This is a genomic window from Nocardia veterana NBRC 100344 (assembly GCF_000308855.1).
Lineage (GTDB): Bacteria > Actinomycetota > Actinomycetes > Mycobacteriales > Mycobacteriaceae > Nocardia > Nocardia veterana.
The window spans coordinates 31,448-52,955 of record NZ_BAGM01000020.1; the positions used below are offsets into that span (position 1 = coordinate 31,448).

Genomic DNA, 21,508 nt, shown 5'->3' on the forward strand with positions numbered 1-21,508 from the left:
GAGTACCGGTGGGTTCATCGTCGGCCGATCCGGCGCGACCCGGGGTGCTCACCTTCCTTATATGATTGCTCGGACCGCGCGAGGGGGCGTTCGACCGTGCGGACCTGCTGGACGCGAGAGGTGAAGACGCTCGAATGGATACTGCCCGCCGTTCCGCTCGTGGAGGTCGCCGCCGCCGGTCGGGCAGCCCGCTTTTCGGCCAGCTGCTGACCGCCGCGGTGGAGTCCGCCGCCGATTCGGTCGCGATTCGGTTCGACCCCACCGGTGACGAGGCGGATGCGCGGCAGCTCACCTACCGCGAGCTGGACGAGGCGTCCTCCCGGCTGGCGCGTGAACTGATCGCGCGCGGTCTCGGCGCCGGCGACGTGGTCGCCATCGGTATCGGCCGCTCGATCGAATCGGTGCTGTCGGTGTGGGCCATCGCGAAGACCGGTGCGGCCTACGTACCCGTGGATCCGACGTATCCGCCCGAGCGGATCGGGCATATCGTCACCGATTCGGGTGCGGCGCTGGGCCTGACCCTCGGGCGGTACCGGGCCGGTCTGGGCGACCAGGTGGAGTGGCTCGAACTCGACGAGCCGGCGGTCGCCGAGCGGATCGCCGCCCACCCCTCGCATCCGATTTCCTATACCGACCGGGTCCGCCCGCTCACCGAGCAGCATCCGGCCTACGTCATCTACACCTCCGGATCCACCGGCCGGCCCAAGGGCGTCGTCGTCACCCACGCCGGGCTGGGCAGCCTGGTGGCCGCCGAACGCGAGCGCTGGGGCGTCGACGGCGATTCCCGCGTGATGCACGTGTGCTCGCCGAGTTTCGACGTCTCGGTCCTGGAGCTGATGCTCACCTTCTCCTCGGGGGCGACGCTGGTGGTCTCGCCGCCGGATGTGTTCGGCGGCTTCGAGCTCGCCGATCTGCTCCGGCGCGCGCGGGTCACCCACATGATCATCACGCCGGGCGCCCTGGAGTCGGTGGAGTCGGAGAATCTGCCCGACCTCGAGGTCGTCGCCGTCATCGGTGACCGCTTCGGGCCGGAACTGGTGGCCCGCTGGGCGCGCGACGGCCGGCGGTTCTACAACGAATACGGCCCGACCGAGGCGACGATCGTGGCGACCGTCGGTGCGCCGCTGGTGCCGGACGAACTGATCACGATCGGTTCGCCGCTGCCGGGAATCGCTGCCTTCGTGCTGGATTCGCGCTTGCGGCCGGTGCCGGAAGGTGTGGTAGGCGAGCTCTATCTCGCGGGACCCGCACTGGCACAGGGTTATCTGAATCGGCCCGGGCTCACCGCCGAACGCTTCGTCGCCGGCCCCTTCGGTGACGGCCCCGGCCAGCGGATGTACCGCACGGGTGATCTGGTGCGCCGCACCGCATCCGGCACGATCGAATATCTGGGCCGCTCCGATTTCCAGGTGAAGGTCCGCGGTTTCCGCATCGAACTCGGTGAGATCGACAATGCGCTCACCGCGCACCCGGATATCGATTTCGCGGCGACGCTGGGTAAGCCGCTGCCGTCCGGCGCCACCGGCCTGGTGTCGTACGTGCTGCCGCGGCCGGGCGCCACGGTGAACACCAAGGAGCTCGAGGATTTCCTGGCGAAATCCCTGCCCGCCTATATGGTTCCGGCCGTCATCATGGTTCTCGACGAGATCCCGCTGACGCCGATCGGCAAATTGGACCGCCCGCGGCTGCCGGAGCCGAGCTTCGCGTCCAAGGAATTCCGCGCCCCCGCCACGCCGGTGGAGGAGATCGTCGCCGAGGTTTTCGCGGCCCTGCTGGTTCCCGGTGTGGACGATCAGCCGGGCCGGGTCGGCGCCGACGACGACTTCTTCGAACTGGGCGGCAATTCGCTGCTCGCCGCGCAGGCCGCCGCCCGCATCGGGTCGGCGCTCGGGGTGCGCGTGCCGGTGCAGCTGCTGTTCGACGCTTCCACGGTCGCGGCCTTCGCCGAACAGGTCGAGCGACATGCGGGGGCGGGCACCCAGCTGCGGCCGATGCCGCGACCCGAACGCATCCCGCTGTCGTATGCGCAGCAACGGATGTGGTTCCTCAACCGCTTCGACCCCGCGGGTGCGGTGAACAACATCCCGGTCGTGGTCCGGCTGTCCGGACAACTGGATCTCGGCGCGCTGGAGGCGGCGGTCGCCGATCTGGTCGCTCGGCACGAGGTGCTGCGCACGGTCTATCCGGAACTGGACGGCGAGGGATACCAGCGGATTCTGCCGGTCACCGATCCGCGCGCGGTGCCGGAGCTGGCGGTGGTCGAGGCCGCCGAGGGGGACGTCGCCGGTCTGGTCGTCGAAACCGTCTCGGGCGGGTTCGACGTGACCGTCGCACCGCCGGTGCGGTTGCGGGTGATCCGGCTCGGCGAGACCGAGCATGTCCTGGTGTGCGTCGTGCACCACATCGCCGGTGACGGGTTCTCGATGGCCCCGCTGACCCGCGACCTGATGACCGCCTATCTGCAGCGCGCGCAGGGGGCCGAACCCGACTGGACGCCGTTGACGGTCCAGTACGCCGACTACACGCTGTGGCAGCGGGAAGCGCTGGGCGCCGCCGACGATCCGGAATCGGTGCTGTCCCAGCAGATCGAGTACTGGCGCCGGCAGTTGGCCGGCGTGCCGGAACAACTGGAGCTCTCCGCCGATCGGCCGCGCCCCGCGGTCGCGTCCAATGCCGGCGCCACGATCGACTTCCGGCTCGACGCGCAGCTGCACGCATCGTTGAATCGGATTGCCCACGAACACGGTTCGACCCTGTTCATGGTCGTGCACGCGGCCTTCGCCACCCTGCTGGCCCGGTTGTCCGGCAGCCGGGACATCGTCATCGGCACGCCGATCGCCGGTCGCGGTGACGCGGCACTGGACGACCTGATCGGCATGTTCGTCAACACCCTGGTGCTGCGGACCGAGATCGACCCCGCCCAGCCGTTCGACGAGGTGCTGGCGGCGGCGCGGGCCACCGACGTGGCGGCCTTCGGGCACGCCGATGTGCCGTTCGAGCGGCTGGTGGAGATTCTGGACCCGGTGCGCTCGACCGGCCGCCATCCGCTCTTCCAGGTGATGCTGACCTTCCAGAACATGGCGCGCACCGCTCTGGAGCTGCCCGGCCTGGCCGTCTCGGGTGTCGAGCTCGGCTCGGAGCCGGCGAAATTCGACCTGCAGCTCACCATGGCGGAGGATGTGGACGAACGCGGTGTGCCGCAAGGGATTTCGGCGGCGTTCACCTACGCAACCGACCTCTTCGACGACGCCACGGTGCGCGACTTCATCGATCGGTTCCATCGGATCCTGACCGCGGTGGCCGCCGATTCGGCCGCCGTCGTCGGCGATATCGACGTGCTGTCGCCGGGCGAACGGGAACTGGTGCTGCACGACTGGAACACCCCCGGTGTCGCGGTGCCGCCGGTGACCCTGGTGGACCTGATCGAGGCGCAGGCGCAGCGGCGTCCCGGGGCGAACGCGATTCGATTCGGTGACGTCGCACTCACCTTCGGCGAGCTGCTGCAGCGCGCCAACCGGGTGGCCCGCGCCCTGATCGCCAACGGCGTCGGCCCGGAAACCCTGGTGGCCGTGGCGGTTCCACGCACCGAGGAGCTGCCGGTGGCGCTGCTCGGCGTGTTGATCGCCGGCGGCGCGTACCTGCCGATCGACACCGGCTACCCCGCGCAGCGGCTGGAGTTCATGCTCACCGACGCCGCGCCCACCTGCGTGCTGACCACCGCCGAGTTGCGAGATGCGGTGCCGGCCAACGGCATTGCGACCGTACTGCTGGAAGAGGTCGGCAATTTCGACGGCGCGGCCGTCACCGATGCCGACCGGGTCGCTCCGCTGCGCCCGGCGGATCTGGCCTACGTCATCTACACCTCGGGCTCCACGGGTGTGCCGAAGGGCGTCGGCGTCACCCATCGCAATGTGCTGGAACTGTTCGCGAACACCCAGCTGCTGTTCGACTTCGACGAAACCGACGTCTGGACCCTGTTCCACTCGTTCGCCTTCGACTTCTCGGTCTGGGAACTGTGGTGTGCGCTGGCCAACGGCGGGGCCGTCGTGGTCGTCGACCATCTGACCTCGCGGTCGCCGGAGTTGTTCCGGGAGTTGCTGATTCGCGAACAGGTGACCGTGCTCAACCAGACGCCGTCGGCGTTCTACCAGCTCGCCGAGGCCGACCGCGCGGCATACGGTGCGGCCGGTGACGACGGTGCGGTGACGCACGCCGGTAAATTCGCGCTGCGCTACATCGTCTTCGGTGGCGAGGCCCTGGATCTGCGCCAGCTCAGCCGCTGGTTCGATCGGCACGGCGCGTCGCAGCCGCAGTTGGTGAACATGTACGGCATCACCGAAACCACGGTGCACGTCTCGTTCCTGGCCGTCGATCAGGGACTGGCCGATCATCCGGCCAGCGTCATCGGCCGGGCGCTGCCGGGACTGGAAACCTATGTCCTCGACGACCGGCTGCATCCGGCCCCGGTAGGGGTGGCCGGCGAGATGTACATTGCGGGCCATCAGCTTTCGCGCGGCTACCTGGGCCGCCCGGGGCTGACCGCCACCCGCTTCGTGGCCAACCCGTACGGGCCCCCGGGATCGCGGATGTATCGCTCGGGCGATATCGGCCGGTGGGCCGGCTTCGACGGGGAGGCCGCCCTCGAATACGCCGGGCGCAGCGACCAGCAGGTGCAGTTGCGCGGATTCCGGATCGAACTCGGGGAGATCGAGGCGGCGCTGCTGCGCTGTGCCGGTGTCGCGCAGGCGGTCGCCCTGGTTCGCACCGGCGAGCACAGCGGTGAGCGGCTGGTCGGCTATGTCGTCGGCGAGGCCGGTACCCAACTGGATCCGATGGCCGTACGCGACGAGGCGGCCCGCTTCCTGACCGGATACATGGTCCCGGACGCCCTGGTGGTGCTCGATGCGCTGCCACTGACCCCCAACGGCAAACTCGACCGGCGCGCGCTGCCGGAACCGTCGGTGCGCAGCGCCGCGGAATTCCGGGCCCCGCGCACCCCGATCGAACAGACCGTCGCCGACGTCTTCGCCGAACTGCTCGGCGGATCGGCCGAGCAGACCGCGGTCGGTCTCGACGACGACTTCTTCGCGCTGGGCGGCAATTCGCTGCTCGCCACCCGTGCGGTCGCCCGGATCAACGAGGCGCTGGACTCGAATGTCGTGGTCCGGGAACTGTTCGAGGCAGCTACGGTCGCGGGCCTGGCCGCCCGGGTGGTGCCGGGGGCGCGCGGCGCGGCCCGGCCGCGGCTGGAACCGGCCGTCCGGGACGAGCGCATTCCGCTGTCGCTGGCTCAGCAGCGGATGTGGGTGATCAACCAGCTCGATCCCGAATCGCCCGCCTACAACATTCCGCTGGCCATCCAGCTCACCGGCGACCTGGATATCGAGGCGCTGCGCGAGGCCGTGCTCGATGTGCTGGAACGGCACGAGGTCCTGCGCACCCGCTACCCGGTGGCCGGCGCGGACGAGACGCCGTATCAGGAAATTCTGTCGGCGCGCCAAGCGCTGCCGGACGGTCTGCCGGTGGAGACCGCCGACGATCCGATCGGCCGGATCGGGGCGTTGCTGGCCACCGGATTCGATGTCACTCGCGAGGTCCCGGTCCGCGCCCTGCTGTTGCGCAACGGCTCCGATCATCTGCTGGCGCTGGTGCTCCATCACATCGCCGGCGACGGCGCGTCGCTCGCCCCGCTGGCCCGTGACCTGGTGACCGCGTACATCGCGCGCAGCGGCGGTCACGAGCCCGGGTGGGCTCCCCTCGAGGTGCAGTACGCCGACTTCGCGGTGTGGCAGCGCTCGGTGATCGGCACCGACGACGATCCGGATTCGGTCGCGGCTCGGCAGCTCGACTTCTGGCGGGAGCGGCTGGCCGGGGTGTCCGGTGCGCCGTTGCTGATTCCGGATCATCCGCGACCGGCGGTGGCGTCGATGCGCGGCGAGGCCCTGGGATTCACGGTCCCGGCGCAGGTGCACGAGGGCCTGGTTCGGATTGCGCGCGAACACAATTCGTCGCTGTTCATGGTGGTGCACGCGGCCCTGGCGGCGCTGCTGGCGCGGCAGTCGGGTTCCGCCGACGTCGTGATCGGCACGCCGATCGCCGGGCGCGGCGAGCGCGCGCTCGACGATCTGGTCGGCATGTTCGTCAACACGCTGACCCTGCGCACCGGTGTCGACACCGGTGACACCTTCGACACCCTGGTCGAAACGGCGCGGGAAGCGGATCTGGCGGCATTCGCCAATTCCGATATCCCGTTCGAGCGGGTGGCCGAGGTCGTCGCGCCGGGCCGCAGCGGGGCGCAGAGTCTGTTCACCGTGGTGCTGTCGTTCCAGAACAACGAGCGGCCGAGTCTGGACCTGCCCGGGCTGCACATCGCCGCGCTGGACACCGACGCGGTCGCGGCGAAGTTCGATCTGCAGGTCACCGTCGAACCGCAACACGATGCCGACGGGTCGCCGGGCGAACTGATCACGCTGTTCACCTACGCGCGGGAGCTGTTCGAACCGGAAACCATGCGCACCCTGGGCAACCGTTTCGAGCGCGTCCTCGCGGCGGTCGCCGCCGATCCGCAGATTCTGCTGGGCGCGATCGACCTGGGTGACACCGAGACCGCGGCCGTCCCCACCGCCACGCAGCCGGAACCGGCCGACACCGGTTCCACCATCGGCACCGCCCTGGCCCAGGCGCTCGCCGCCGCGGTCGAGGACGATCCCGAGGCACCGGCGCTGACCTGGGGCGAGGAGTCGGTGACCTATCAGGACCTCGACGCCCGCTCGTCGCGGCTGGCCCGTGCGCTGATCGGCCGCGGCTGCGGTCCGGGCACCGGGGTCGCGGTCCGTCTCGACCGCGGCGTCGAGTCGACCGTCGCGACCTGGGCGGTGCTGAAGGCCGGTGCCGCGCTGGTGCCGGTGGTCGGTGCCGAGGCCCTGCCGTCGGGCTTGGAGATCAAGATCGGCATCACGCTGGCCGACAGCCGCCCACAGCCGGGTCCGGCCGGAATCGAATGGCTGATCCTCGACGATCCGGCGGTGTCGGCGGAGATCGCACGGGAATCGGCCCGGCCGGTCACCTATGCGAACCGGATCCGGGCGTTGCGTGCCACCGATCCGGCCTTCGCCGCCGCCGACGGTGCGCTGCGCTACGACCAGCTCGCCGAGGCGGTGGACCGATTGCGGTCGCGCGCCGAGCTGACCTTCGAGTCCCGCACCTTCCGGCACGGCCGCCCCGCTGGGGTCGCGGCCCTGCTCGAGGTGGTGGCCGCCGGTGTCACGGGCGCCTCGATGGTGTTGTCGGACGAGGTGAGCACGCAGGCGCTGGCCGACGAGTGGGTCACCCATCTGTTCACCGAGCCGGGCGAGCTCACCCGGCTCGATCCCGGGCCGCTCGAGGATCTGCGCGCGGTACTGCTCGAGGCGGGTCCGGCGCCGGCCGGCGACTTCGGCTCCGCCGAGGTGGTCGTGTTGCCCGGCGATGTGCTTCGCTGAGGACGGCCGGGCCGGCGTTCGTGTGGTAAGTAACGAGCCGTGCGGCCGGGATCGATGGAGAGACGTGGCGCCGTGCGGGCGCATGCGGGGACGACAGGCAGGATGAGATACGTGGTTCGGCGGATGGTCAGCGGCAAGTACGTGCTGGGCGGGACGGCATGACCCGCCCCACCCGGACCCGTCCGGCCCGCACGCGTCGGCCCCGCGTCACCACCCTGCCGCAGCTGATGGCCACCGCGGTGGAGGCCGATCCCACCGGCACCGCGCTGGTCTACGCCGACGCCACCACCACGCTGGCCGAGATCAGCTACGCCGAACTCGACGAGCGGTCCACCCGGCTGTCCCGGTTGCTCATCGCCCGCGGCATCGGCCCCGAGGATCTGGTCGCGGTGGGAATTCCGCGGTCGGTGGAGTCGGTGCTGGCGGTGTGGGCGATCGCCAAGACCGGGGCCGGATTCGTGCCGGTGGATCCCAACTATCCCGCCGACCGGGTCGCGCACATGGTCACCGATTCCGGGACGAAGCTCGGCCTGACCGTCGAACAAGTGGCCGCGGAGCTGCCGGATTCGGTCGAGTGGCTGACCGTCGACGCCCCCGAATTCGCCGCAGCCCTCGCGGAATTCCCGGGTGATCCGGTCACCTATGCCGATCGGCTGCGCCCGCTGCGCGCCGAACATCCCGCCTACGTGATCTACACCTCCGGTTCGACCGGCAAACCCAAGGGTGTCGTCGTCACCCAGGCCGGTTTGTCGAGCTTCTGCGATGAGCAGCGGGAGCGGTATCGCGTCGCGAGCGATTCGCGCACGCTGCATTTCGCCTCCCCGTCGTTCGATGCGTCGGTGCTCGAACTGCTGCTGGCGCTCGGCGGGGCGGCGACCATGGTGGTCGCGGCGCCCACGGTCCTCGGCGGCGACGAATTGGCGAGTCTGCTGCGCCGCGAAGCGGTGACGCACGCCTTCGTGACGCCGGCGGCGCTGGCGTCGGTGGACCCGACCGGACTGGATGCGCTGCGGGTCGTGGTGGCCGGCGGTGAGGCCTGCCCTCCGGAGCTGGTGCGGCGCTGGGTGATTCCGATCGGTGACGACGGTGCGACCCGGGAGTTCTTCAACGGGTACGGCCCCACCGAGACCACCATCATGACCAACATCAGCGCGCCGCTGGTGCCGGGGGAGACGGTCACCATCGGCGGGCCGATCCGCGCGATCACCGAATACGTGCTGGACGAGCGCCTGGCCCAGGTGCCCCGCGGCGCCGTCGGCGAGCTGTACATCAAGGGCGCGCAGGTGGCCCGCGGCTACCACCGCCGGCCCGGGCTGACCGCCGCCCGGTTCGTCGCCGATCCGTTCGATCCCGACGGTTCCCGGCTCTACCGCACCGGCGATCTGGTGCGCTGGACCGCTGCCGGTGAGCTGGAATACGTGGGCCGCAACGACTTCCAGGTCAAGATCCGGGGGTTCCGGATCGAACTCGGCGAGATCGACGCGGTGCTGGCCGCCCACGAGTCGGTGGATTTCGCGGTCACGGTCGGACACGAATTGCCCACGGGCGCCACCATTCTCGTGTCCTATGTGCACGCCGCGCCCGGACAGGCCGCCGACCCGGACACCCTCATCGAGGCCGCCGGTCACAGCCTGCCGGCACATATGGTGCCGACCACCGTCATGGTGCTCGACGAGATTCCGTTGACGCCGGTGGGCAAGCTGGACCGCGCCGCGCTGCCCGCCCCGGTGCTGGCCGCCCGCGAGTTCCGCGCCCCCGCGAATGCGCTGGAGGAGATGGTCGCCGGGGTATTCGCGGATCTGCTCGATCCGGGCACGCCGGTCGGCGCCGACGACGACTTCTTCGATCTGGGCGGAAACTCCCTGATCGCGACGCGGGTCGCGGCCCGGCTGGGCGCGGCGATCTCGGCTCGCGTCCCGGCCCGGCTGTTGTTCGAGGCCCCGACGGTGGCGGAACTGGCACAGCGGCTGGAACCGCTCAAGGGGGAGGGCGGCCGGTTGCCGCTGGCGCCGATGCCGCGGCCGGAGCACATTCCGTTGTCGCTGGCGCAGCAGCGGATGTGGTTTCTCAACCAGTTCGATCCGGAGTCGGCCGCCAACAACATTCCGTTCGCGATCCGGCTCACCGGGGCGCTGGACGTGGCCGCGTTGCAGGCCGCCGTCGCCGATGTCATCGAACGCCACGAAACCCTGCGCACGGTCTATCCCGCGATCGACGGCACCGGTTATCAGGTGATTCTGCCTGCCGCGCAGGCGGTTCCGGATCTGACGCCGCAGCCGGTGCCGGAGGCCGAACTCGAGGGCTGGCTGGCCGCCGAGCTGCTCGCCGGATTCGATGTCGCCGCGCAGGTGCCGTTGCGTATCGCCGTCGCGCAGGTGGGGCCGACCGAGCACGTGGTCGCGGTCGTGGTGCACCACATCGCCGCCGACGGTGCCTCGATCGCGCCGTTCATGCGCGATCTGGTCGCCGCGTTCCTGGCCCGGCGCAACGGGTCCCGGCCGCGCTGGGCGCCGCTGGCGGTGCAGTACGCCGATTACGCCCTGTGGCAGCGCGCGGTTCTCGGCGACGAGAACGATCCCGACTCGATCGCCGCCGGGCAGATCGAGTACTGGCGAAAAACGTTGGCGGGCAGCGCCGAACGATTGGACCTGCCGTTCGATCGCCCACGCCCGCAGATCGCCTCCGGCGTCGGCGCACAGTACCGCTTCGAGCTGGACGCGAACACCCACGCCGCCCTCGAGGAGCTCGCGCAGCGCACCGGAACCTCGCTGTTCATGGTGGTCCACGCGGCGTTCGCGGTGCTGCTCGCCCGGGCCTCGGCCACCGACGACATCGTGGTCGGCACGCCGGTCGCCGGCCGCGGTGAGGCCGAACTCGACGCCCTGGTCGGCATGTTCGTCAACACGCTGGCGCTGCGGACCACCGTCGATTCCGCCGCCACCTTCGAGCAGTTGCTCGCCGCGGTGAAACAGACCGACCTCGGCGCGTTCTCGCATGCGGAGCTGCCGTTCGAGCGCCTGGTCGAGGTGCTGGATCCGGTCCGTTCCCAGGCCCACCACCCGCTGTTCCAGGTGGCGCTGTTCTTCCAGAACATGGAGACCCCGCGCCTGCAGCTGCCCGGGCTGACCGTGGACGCCGTCGAATTCGACGGCGCCATCGCGAAATTCGACCTGCAGCTGACCGTCGTGCCGCGGCAGGAGGCCGACACCCCGGCCGGCCTGTCGGCGATGTTCACCTATGCGGTGGAGTTGTTCGACGAGGCGACCGTCGCCGGTTTCGCCGACCGGCTGGTGCGCATCCTGCACGCGGTGGTCACCGACCCCGGGCGCGCGGTCGGTGAGATCGACCTGCTGGACCCCGCGGAGCTCGAACAGATCCTGCGGGTGTGGAACGACACCGGCCACCCGGTCGAACCGGAGCTGCTGTTGGACGGGTATCGCCGTGCGGTGCAGCGTAATCCGGATGCCGTGGCGGTGCGCTTCGAGGGCGCCGAACTCACCTACGCCGAATTCGACGCGCAGGTCAATCAGCTGGCGCGGTTGCTGATCGCCCGCGGGGTCGGCCCGGAAGCGCTGGTGGGCCTGGCGATTCGCCGCTCGCTGGATCTGGTGGTCGGCATGTACGCGATCATCACCGCCGGTGGCGCCTACGTGCCGCTGGACCCGGACCATCCGGTCGAGCGCATCACGCACATCCTGGAGACCGCCCAACCGGTCTGCGTGGTGACCACCCGCGCCGACGCGGTGCCGGTGCCGGCTCACATTCCGCTGCTGCGCCTGGACACCATGGACCTCGGCGGCTTCGACCCCGCTCCGGTGCGGCCGGAGGAGCTGGCCGCGCCGCTGCGGCCCGAGCACCCCGCCTATGTCATCTTCACCTCCGGGTCCACCGGTCGGCCGAAGGGCGTCGCGGTCTCGCACCGCGCGATCCACAACCAGATCGAGTGGATGCTGGCGGCGTATCCGCTCGGCACCGAGGACGTGTACCTGCAGAAGACGGCGACCACCTTCGACGTCTCGCTGTGGGGTTACTTCATGCCGTTGCGCGCAGGCGCCCGGCTGGTGCTGGCCACGCACGACGGTCACCGCGATCCGCTCTACATCGCGGAAACCATTGCGGCGCAATCGGTGACGATGACCGACTTCGTCCCGTCGATGCTCACGGTCTTCGCCACCCAGATCAGCCCGGGCAGCTGCCCGACCCTGGCCGACATCTTCGTCATCGGCGAGGCGCTGCCGCCGGAGACCGTCGATGCCGTCCGCGCGGTCAGCGACGCGCGCATCCACAACCTGTACGGTCCCACCGAGGCCGCGGTCTCGGTGACCTATTGGCCGGTCGGCGACGAACGGCCGACCGTTCCGATCGGCCTGCCGCAATGGAACACCCGGGTCTATGTCCTCGACGGGCGGTTGCATCCGGTACCGCCCGGGGTCCCGGGCGAGCTGTACCTGGCCGGTGATCAGTTGGCCCGCGGCTATGTGCGGCGCCCCGATCTCACCGCCGATCGATTCGTCGCCGACCCGTTCGACACGGGTGCGCGGATGTACCGGACCGGTGATCTGGTGCGGTGGCATCCCGCCGACGAGGTCGGGCCCGGCCGGCTGGACTACATCGGCCGCACCGACTTCCAGGTGAAGTTCCGCGGCCAGCGCATCGAGCTGGGTGAGATCGAGACCGCGCTGCTGGCCCTGCCCGGCGTCAGCCAGGCCGTCGCGGTGGTGCTCGGCTCGGATCTGGGCGATCAGCTGGTGGCCTATGCGGTGCCGGCGCCCGGGATCACACTCGATCCGCAGCGGTTGCGCAACGGTGTGGCGCAGACCCTGCCGGCGTACATGGTGCCGTCGGTGATCACCGTCCTCGAGGCGCTTCCGCTCAACGCCAGCGGCAAATTGGACCGCAAGGCGCTGCCCGAACCGACCTTCGGCACCCGCGAATTCCGGGCGCCGAGCACGCCGGTCGAAGAGGTGGTGGCCGAGGTCTTCGGCTCGGTACTGGGTATCGAGCGGGTCGGGGCCGACGACGACTTCTTCGCGCTCGGCGGTAATTCGCTGATCGCCACCCAGGTGGTGGCGCGGCTCGGCGCCGCCCTCGACACCCGGATTCCGGTCCGGGCCCTGTTCGAAGCCCCGACCGTGGCGGGCCTTGCGGCGAGCGTGGATTCCCGGACACATCAGCGGCGGGGGGTGCGCCTGGGTTCGATCGAGCGGCCCGAGGCGCTGCCGTTGTCGCTGGCGCAGCGCCGGATGTGGTTCCTGAACCGATTCGACCACGCCGACCAGCGCGCGGCCGGAACCGGTTCCGCCGCTTACAATCTGCCGTTCGCGCTGCGGCTCACCGGCAGCCTGGACGTGGCGGCGCTCAGTGCCGCCCTCGACGATGTGGTCGCCCGGCACGAGGTGCTGCGGACCATCTATCCCGAGACTCCGGACGGCCCGGTCCAGCTGGTGCTGCCGGCCGACACCCGGCTCGGGTTGCAGCCGGAACCGACCCCGTCGGGTGTGCTGACCGACGTCGTCTACCGTCTGGCGGCAACCGCATTCGACGTCACCTCCGAGGTGCCGTTGCGGGTGCGGCTGCTGGAGATCTCCGACCTCGCGCCCGGTTCCCGGCGCGAGTACGTCCTCGCGGTGGTCGTGCATCACATCGCCGCCGACGCCTCGTCGATGGGCCCGCTGGTCCGCGACGTGATGACCGCCTATGCGGCGCGCACCTGCGGGCAGGCCCCGGAGTGGGCCCCGCTGCCGGTCCAGTACGCCGATTTCGCGCTCTGGCAGCGTGCCGTGCTCGGCGACGAATCGGATCCCGATTCGATTGCCGCGCAGCAGATTTCCTACTGGCAGCGCGAACTGGCCGGGCTCCCCGACCTGCTGGAGCTGCCCACCGACCGGCCCCGCCCGGCGGTGGCGAACCTGGCCGGCGCCCGGGTGGATGTGCACATCGCGCCCGAGATCCACGCCGGACTGGTGGAGCTGGCCCGGGCGCACGGCGCCACCCTGTTCATGGTCGTGCATTCGGCCCTGGCCGTGCTGCTCGCCCGCCTGTCGGGCAGCGCCGACATCGCCATCGGCAGCCCGGTCGCCGGGCGCGGCGAGGCCGAACTCGACGATCTGATCGGCATGTTCGTCAACACCGTGGTGTTCCGGACCCGGGTCGACCCCGGTGAGTCGTTCACGGAACTGCTGGTGCGACAGCGCGAAACCGATCTGCAGGCGTTCGCCCACGCCGACATCCCGTTCGAGCGGCTGGTCGAAATCCTGAACCCGCCGCGCTCCACCGCGCACCATCCGCTGTTCCAGGTCGGGCTGTCGTTCCAGAACGTGGCGCGCACGCAGCTGGAGCTGCCCGGGCTCAGTGTGTCCGGGGTCGACGCGGACCTCGACGTCTCGCAGTTCGATCTGCATCTGATCGTTTCCGACAGCTACGACGAGGACGGCCGCCCCGCGGGGATCGGCGGTTTCCTGACCTACGCGACGGATCTGTTCGACGCCTCGACCGCGATCGAGCTCACGCGGCGGCTGTCGCTGCTGCTCGCCGCCGTGGTTCGCGATGCGGACATACCGGTCGGTGATATCGACATCCTGACCGCGGCCCAGCGCGACCGCCTGGCGGAGGTCGAGCGGGGCGCCGATCGGGCGATCGACACCGCCGCGACGCTGCCCGATCTGCTCGCCCGCAGTGTGGCCGCGAATCCGGCGGGGCCCGCCCTGGTCGCCGAGGGCGTCGAACTCGACTACGCCGAACTCGGCCGGCGCGTCAATCGCCTGGCCCGCAAGCTGATTTCGCTCGGGGTCGGCCCGGAGGCCCGGGTGGGCCTGGCGCTGCGGCGCGGGGTCGACCTGGTGGTGGGCATGTACGCGGTGGCCGCGGCCGGTGGCGCCTACGTACCGCTGGACCCGGATCAGCCCGCCGAGCGGACCGGCTACATTCTCGACGCGGCCGATCCGGTCTGCGTGCTGACCACCTCCGATATCGGCGAGCTGCCCTGGTCGGGTCCCGAGCCGTCGGACGGGAACGACGTGGTGCGGGATTGGCGTGGCCGCTCGGAATCCATTCCGGCACACCGTCCGAACGCGGGTGCCGGGGTGATACGGATCGACGAACTCGATCTGTCCGAGCTCTCCGCTGCTCCCGTCACCGATGCGGAGCGGTCGGCGCCCCTGCGTCCGCAGCACACCGCTTACGTGATCTTCACCTCCGGCTCGACCGGACGCCCGAAGGGTGTGGCGGTGCCGCATGCGGCGATCGTGAACCAATTGCTGTGGAAGCAGGCCGAATTCGAGCTGGGCGCCGAGGATGCGGTGCTGCTGAAGACGGCGGCCACCTTCGACCTGTCGGTGTGGGAATTCTGGTCCGCGGCGGTGGTGGGCGGCCGGCTGGTCATCGCCGCACCCGACGGCCACCGCGATCCCGAGTACCTCAACGAGCTCATCGACCGCGAAGGCGTCACCACACTGCATGTGGTGCCGTCCATGCTGGACGCACTGCTCACCGCAACCGAGTCGGCCGCACGGGTTTCCGGCGCCACCGGTGCCACACCGCTGCGGCGCGTGCTCGCGATCGGTGAAGCGTTGCCGGCCGCGCTGGCCCGGCGATTCGCGGCCGTCCATCCGGACGTGGCGCTGTACAACCTCTACGGCCCGACCGAGGCCGCGGTCTCGATCACCAGTCACCGCGTCACCGAGCGTGACGACACCTCGGTGCCGATCGGCGCGCCGGAATGGAACAGCCGGGCGTACGTGCTGGATTCGCGGCTGCATCCGGTTCCGGAAGGCGTGGCCGGTGAGCTGTATCTGGCCGGCGCGCAATTGGCGCGCGGTTACTTCGGGCGCCCCGATCTGACGGCGGACCGCTTCGTCGCCGATCCGTTCGGTTCCGGTACCCGGATGTATCGCACCGGTGATCTGGCGGCCTGGAATTCCCAGGGTGAGCTGGAGTATCGCGGCCGCACCGACTTCCAGGTGAAGGTGCGTGGCTTCCGGATCGAACTGGGCGAGATCGAGGCGACGCTGTTGCGGCTGCCGCAGCTCGCTCAGGCCGTGGTCGTCGCCAAACCCGACGGCCGCAACGGGCACCGGTTGGTCGCGTACCTGGTATCGGCCGACCGCGAACTCGATGTGTCACGGGTGAAGTCGGCGCTCGAAGCCGCGCTGCCGTCCTATATGGTCCCGGCGGCCTTCGTGGTGCTGGACGCGTTGCCGCTGACCGTCAACGGGAAGCTGGACCGCGCGGCCCTGCCCGATCCGGTGGTCGAGGTCAAGCGCTACCGTGCACCGCGTACCGTCGCCGAACAGGTGATCGCCGAGGTCATCGGCGATGTGCTGGGCATCGACCGGGTGGGATTGGACGACGACTTCTTCGCACTCGGTGGCGACAGCATCGTCTCCCTCCAAGTAGTGGCCCGCGCCCGGGAGCGTGGCGTGAATTTCCTACCGCGCGAGGTGTTCTCGGCTCGCTCGGTCGAGGCGCTGGCGGCTCGCGCGACGGTCACGCCGGTGCACGCCGACGAGCGATTCGGCGCCATGCCGCTGCTGCCGCCGGCGGTGCGCCTACTGCGCCTCGATCCCTCGGGCCGGGACCGGCGGGCCATTGCCGTCGATCTGCCCGCCGACAGTTCGGCCGAGCGCATCGAGGCGGCGATTTCGGCACTGCTGCAGCGGCATCCGATGCTCTCGGCGCGGCTGGACCGTGAGCGCAACCTCCTGGTGGTTCCCGAGGAGCCGATGGCCGCGCCGCTGCGCCGGTTCGCGCCCGGTGACGACGGCACCGCGATCGTGGTGCGCGCGCTGTCGGAGGATCTGGATCCCGACGCCGGTCACGGCATCGCGTTCGGGCTGGTCGCCCCGGCCGGAGCCGACGACGGCGCGGACGCGCCGACCGCGTTGGTCGCCGTGGCCAACGGTCTGGTCGTCGACGACACCTCCTGGCGGATCGTGGCCGACGAACTGTCGCATGCGTGGGCCGGCGGGCACTCCGCACCGGCCGTCGATCACGCGGGACCGGTCGGCGTCGGCAAGGCACTGGCCGAGCGGGCCGAGGAAACCGCCGTCGTCGCCCAGTTGGGCTGGTGGCAGAAGCATCTCGCGCAGGCGCCGGACGAAGTGGCGGTGGACGAGGTCGACCTGACCGATCGCGGCCGGGTGTCGCTCGTGCTCACCGCCGAGGGTGCGGCCGCGGTGGACGCCGTGGCGCGCGCATACCACGCGACGATCGAGGACGTCCTGCTCACCGCGTTCGCCCTGGCCTGGGCGGGACCGACCCGGAGCGCTGTCGCCGAGGTCGTGGGCCCGGTGGTGCAACTACCGGTGGACGGCCGCGCGGTCACCGGCCCCGAATCCGAGGGCACCGTCGGTGGATTCACCTTCACCTATCCGCTCGTCGTCGGACTCGACGACATCGACGTCGAGCAGGCGTTGCTCGGTGCGGACGCGGCCGGCGCCGCCATCGCGCAGACCAAGGAGCTGCGCCGATCGGTGCCCGACGCGGGCATCGGTTACGGCCTGCTGCGCTACCTGAACGCCGAGACCGAGCCGGTGCTCGCGGCGCTGGCCCAGGGGCGCACCGCATTCCGCTACCGCGATCTGCGGCCGGCGCATCCGCATCCCGACACCCCGGCCGCCGATCTGCTGCTGGATATCACCGTCGATGCCGCGGAGGACGGGCTGCTGGCCCGATTCGACTATGCCGCAACGGTTTTCACCGTCGACGAGGTCAAGGAGTTCGCCGGGCAGTGGGTCCGGGCGCTGGGCGGCCTCGCCGAGCACGGCACCCATCCGGGCGTCGGCGGATTCACCGTCTCCGATTTCGCCCTGGTCGATCTGAACCAGCGCGACATCGATCGCCTGCACCGGCGGTATCCGGCGCTGACCGATATCTGGCCGGTCACCCCGCTGCAGTCGGGCATGCTCTTCCACGCCCTGCTCGCCCGTGCCTCGACCGACGTCTACCTCATGCAGTTCGTCGTGGGACTCGGCGGCGCCGTGGACGCGCAGCGGTTGCGGGCGGCGGCGCAGGCCGTGCTGGATCGTCACGACAATCTCCGGGTCGCCTTCGCCGGTGACGCCGCGGGCAACCCGGTACAGGTCGTGCTGGACCGGGTCGAGGTGCCGTGGCGCGAGATCGATCTCGGGCACCTGCCGGCGGACCGGGTATCGGCCGAACTGACCAGGATCCGCGAACAGGACTATGCCGAGCGGTTCGACATGGCGAGCGCGCCGCTGCTGCGCTTCACCCTGATCCGCACCGGTCCGCAGAGCTGCCGACTGCTCGTCACCACTCACCACATCCTGCTCGACGGCTGGTCCATTCCGCTGGTGATGCAGGAAGTGCTGACCGTGTACGCCCTGGGCGCGCGGTCGCGGCAGCTGCCCGCGGTCCGGTCCTACGGCGACTATCTGCGGTGGTTGAGCGACCAGGACGTGGCGGCGGCCCGCGACCGGTGGCGGCACGCGCTCGCCGGTGTCGACGAGCCGACGCCGTTGGCGCCGGTCGACCCGGGCCGGGAGATCTCCGCGGGCGTCGGCGAGGTCGACTTCGCCCTGTCGGTGGCCGAGACCGCGGAACTGGCCCGGCTGGCCGCCGCCTTGGGCGTCACCGTGAACACCGTGGTGCAGGCGGCGTGGGGTCTGCTGATCGGCCGCTGTACCGACCGTGACGATGTGGTGTTCGGCGCGACGGTGTCCGGTCGCCCGCCGACGCTGTCCGGGGTCGAGACGATGGTGGGCCTGTTCCTCAACACCATCCCGGTGCGCGTCCGCCTCGGCGCCGAGGAGACGTTGAGCGGACTGCTCGCGCGGTTGCAGGCCGAACAGGCCGATCTGCTGGACTTCCACTATCTGGGCCTCAGCGAGATCCAGCGGGCCGTCGGGGTGGAGGGCCTGTTCGACACGCTGGTGGTGTTCGAATCCTTCCCGGTCGACGAGAAGGGCCTGGCCGCGCTCGGATCGATCGACGGCATGCAGGTGCAGGGCGTGGAGTCGGTCACCGGCACGCACTATCCGGTGACCGTCATGGTGGTGCTCGACGATCAGCTGCGCATCTCGCTGAAGTATCTGCGCGATGTCTTCGGCGAACAGGAGGCCGCGGCGCTCGCGAACCGGCTGCGGCAGTCGATCGACCGTTTCGTGCGCACCCCGCACGCGCGGGTGGCCGAGGTCGACGCGCTGCTGCCGGACGAAGTGACGGAACTGGCCGCGCGCAATGCCACCGACGATCGGCAGCTGCTCGACGATGCGACCCTGCCGATGCTGTTCGATGCCCAGCTCGCGCGCACTCCGCAGGCCCCGGCCGTGTACTTCGGCGACACCGTGCTCACCTATCGTGAGCTCGACCGCCGGTCCCGCGATCTGGCGCGGGAGCTGGTGGCCCGCGGGATCGGGCCGGAAACGCTGGTGGCCGTCGCCATGCGGCGTTCGATCGAGCTGGTGGTGGGCATCTACGCCGTGCTGCGCGCCGGTGCGGGCTATGTGCCCGTGGACCCGGACCATCCGGCCGAACGCAACGAGTTCGTCCTCGCCAACACCCGGCCCGCCTGTGTCCTGACCACCGCCCGCGACGGGTTCGCCACCTCGGCCGACATCCCGATCGTGGATGTGACGGCGCCGCGCGATGCGGGGCAGTCCGCGGCGGTGCGGCTGCCGCGGGTGCATCCGGGTTCGGTCGCCTACGTCATCCACACCTCCGGATCGACGGGCCGGCCGAAGGGTGTGGTGATCACCCACCGGCAGATGGTGAATCAATTCCGCTGGGCCCAGCGGACCTATCCGCACGACACCGGTGACGTGGTCCTGCACAAGACTCCGATCACCTTCGACATCTCGACGTGGGAACTGTTCTGGCCGCTGCACACCGGCGCCGCGATCGCCGTCGCCGAACCGGACGGACACCGCGACCCGGCCTATCTGTCGCGGCTGATCGATACCCGTTCGGTGACGACGGTGCACTTCGTGCCGTCGATGCTGGACGCGTTCCTGGATCCGGACGCCAATCCCGCGGTGACTCGGGGATATTCGTCGCTGCGCCGGGTCTTCGCCGCCGGCGAGGCGCTCTCGGGCGACACCGCGCGACTGTTCGCGGCGACCCTGCCCGAGACCGATCTGGTGAACTGGTACGGCCCGGCCGAGGCGACCGTGGTGACCGCCTGGCCGGCCGGCGCCGACGTCGAACGCGCCGTGCCGATCGGAACCCCGGTGGCGAATACCCGGGTGCACGTGCTGGATCGCCAGCTGCGCCCGGTCCCGCCCGGCGCGCCCGGCGAGCTGTATGTGGCCGGTGTGCAGTTGGCTCGCGGCTATGTGAACGCGGCGCCGCTCACCGCGGAGCGGTTCGTCGCGCACGAGGGTGGCGAACGGCTGTACCGCACCGGCGACATCGTCCGCTGGCGCACCCAGCCGGACGGGGCGGTTGCGCTGGAGTACCTGGGCCGCAGCGATTTCCAGGTCAAACTGCGGGGACAGCGGATCGAACTGGGTGAGATCGAGGCGGTGCTCGCGCGCGATCCGGAAGTGCGGCACGCGGTGGTGTCACTGGTGCGCGGCGCCTCGGGTGATCGTCTGGTCGCCTACGTCGTCGCTGCCGGCGGTGCGCTGGACGAGGCGAGACTGCTGGCCCATGCGCGAGAATCCCTGCCCGCGTACATGATTCCGGCGGCGGTGGTTGTGCTGGCGGAACTGCCGCTCAATGCCAGTGGCAAGTTGGACCGCAAGGCCCTGCCGGTGCCGCAGGTGTCGGGCCGGCCCTATCGGGAGCCGGCGACGGCGACCGAACAGACGGTCGCCGCGGTGTTCGCGGAGGTGCTCGAGGTCGATCGGGTGGGCGCGGACGACGACTTCTTCGATCTGGGCGGCAATTCGCTGGTCGCCACCCGGGCGATCAGCCGCCTGCGCGCGCTCACCGGCGTCGATGTCCGAGTGCAGTGGTTCTTCGCCGGGTCGACCGTGGCCGCCCTGGCCGAACGCATCGATACCGCCCCGGGCACGGCTTACGACTACGACGCGGCGGCCGAGGAAGCGCTCGGAGTGCTGTTGCCGATTCGTGCCGAGGGCACCGGCACCCCGGTGTTCTGCTTCCACCCGATGTACGGATTGGCCTGGTGCTACGCCGGATTGGCGCGCTATATCCCGGATCGACCGATCTTCGGGCTGCAGTCCCCGGCCCTGTCCGAGGACGACTATTTCCCGCGGTCGCTGCGGGAGATGGCCGAGGAATATCTGCGCCGGATCCGGACCGTGCAGCCGCACGGCCCGTACCGGTTCCTGGGCTGGTCGCTCGGCGGCGTGCTCGCGCACGCGGTGGCGACCACCCTGCAGGCCGAGGGCGAGCGGGTCGAAAGCCTCGTCATGTTCGACAGCCGTGCCGAAATGGATATCGCACACTTCCGCAGCACCATGCGGGAAGCGCTGGCGGAGATCGGTATCGGCGCGGAGGCGCTGATCGGCACGGGTGACAGCGATATCCGCGATCTGAGTGACGATGCGGTGCAGCAGTTGTTCGAGGCGTTCGGGCCGGATATGGGTGCGTTCACTCCGGAACGCGTGCACCGGATCTACCGCAGCGCGGTGCAGTCCGCCGAACTGACCACCGAGCATCGGCCGGGTGTGTTCCGTGGCCGGGTCGACTACTTCACCGCGTCCGACAACACCACCGAGGTCGGCGATTGGCGCAAGTACGTGGACGGCGATGTGGTCGAATATCGGGTCGAGGCCGAACACAGCTTCATGATGTCGCCCGAAGGCCTGGCGGAGTTGGGACCCCTGCTGGCAGAGTTGCTCGGCGGGCGGGGCGGTCCCGCCGAAGCGGGTTCCGGTTCGGCATGATGGGTCACGCATACGTAACGGAGCGGTCTGGTCAGACGACTAGATAGGCCGTAGGGTCGGGCGAGGTCCGGCCCTTCCGGTGCGCCTCGCCGGGCGCCGCCGGAAAAAGCTGAAACCGAATGTCGAGCAGATAGCGAAGGTGTGAACATTGATTCGTCGACACTTCCGGCGTAGTGGTCTACGGGCTGCTGCCGTGCTCGCGGCCACCGGACTCCT

At 70.2% G+C, this 21,508-nt stretch carries 2 protein-coding genes; both read left to right on the forward strand.

Annotated elements, in window-relative coordinates; genetic code table 11:
• The first annotated feature begins 134 nt into the window (after positions 1–134).
• Entirely contained in the window at positions 135–7,481 is a 7,347-nt protein-coding gene (locus tag ON37_RS03735) for a non-ribosomal peptide synthetase (RefSeq protein WP_040716688.1), read from the forward strand.
• 239 nt (positions 7,482–7,720) lie between these two features.
• Entirely contained in the window at positions 7,721–21,292 is a 13,572-nt protein-coding gene (locus ON37_RS03740) for a non-ribosomal peptide synthetase (RefSeq protein ID WP_444543873.1), read from the forward strand.
• Positions 21,293–21,508 lie beyond the last annotated feature (216 nt).

What these genes read in the sequence shown, in the direction of transcription:
- ON37_RS03735 (WP_040716688.1), top strand. Translation starts at nt 135, where the DNA reads ATGGATACTGCCCGCCGTTCCGCTCGTGGAGGTCGCCGCCGCCGGTCG.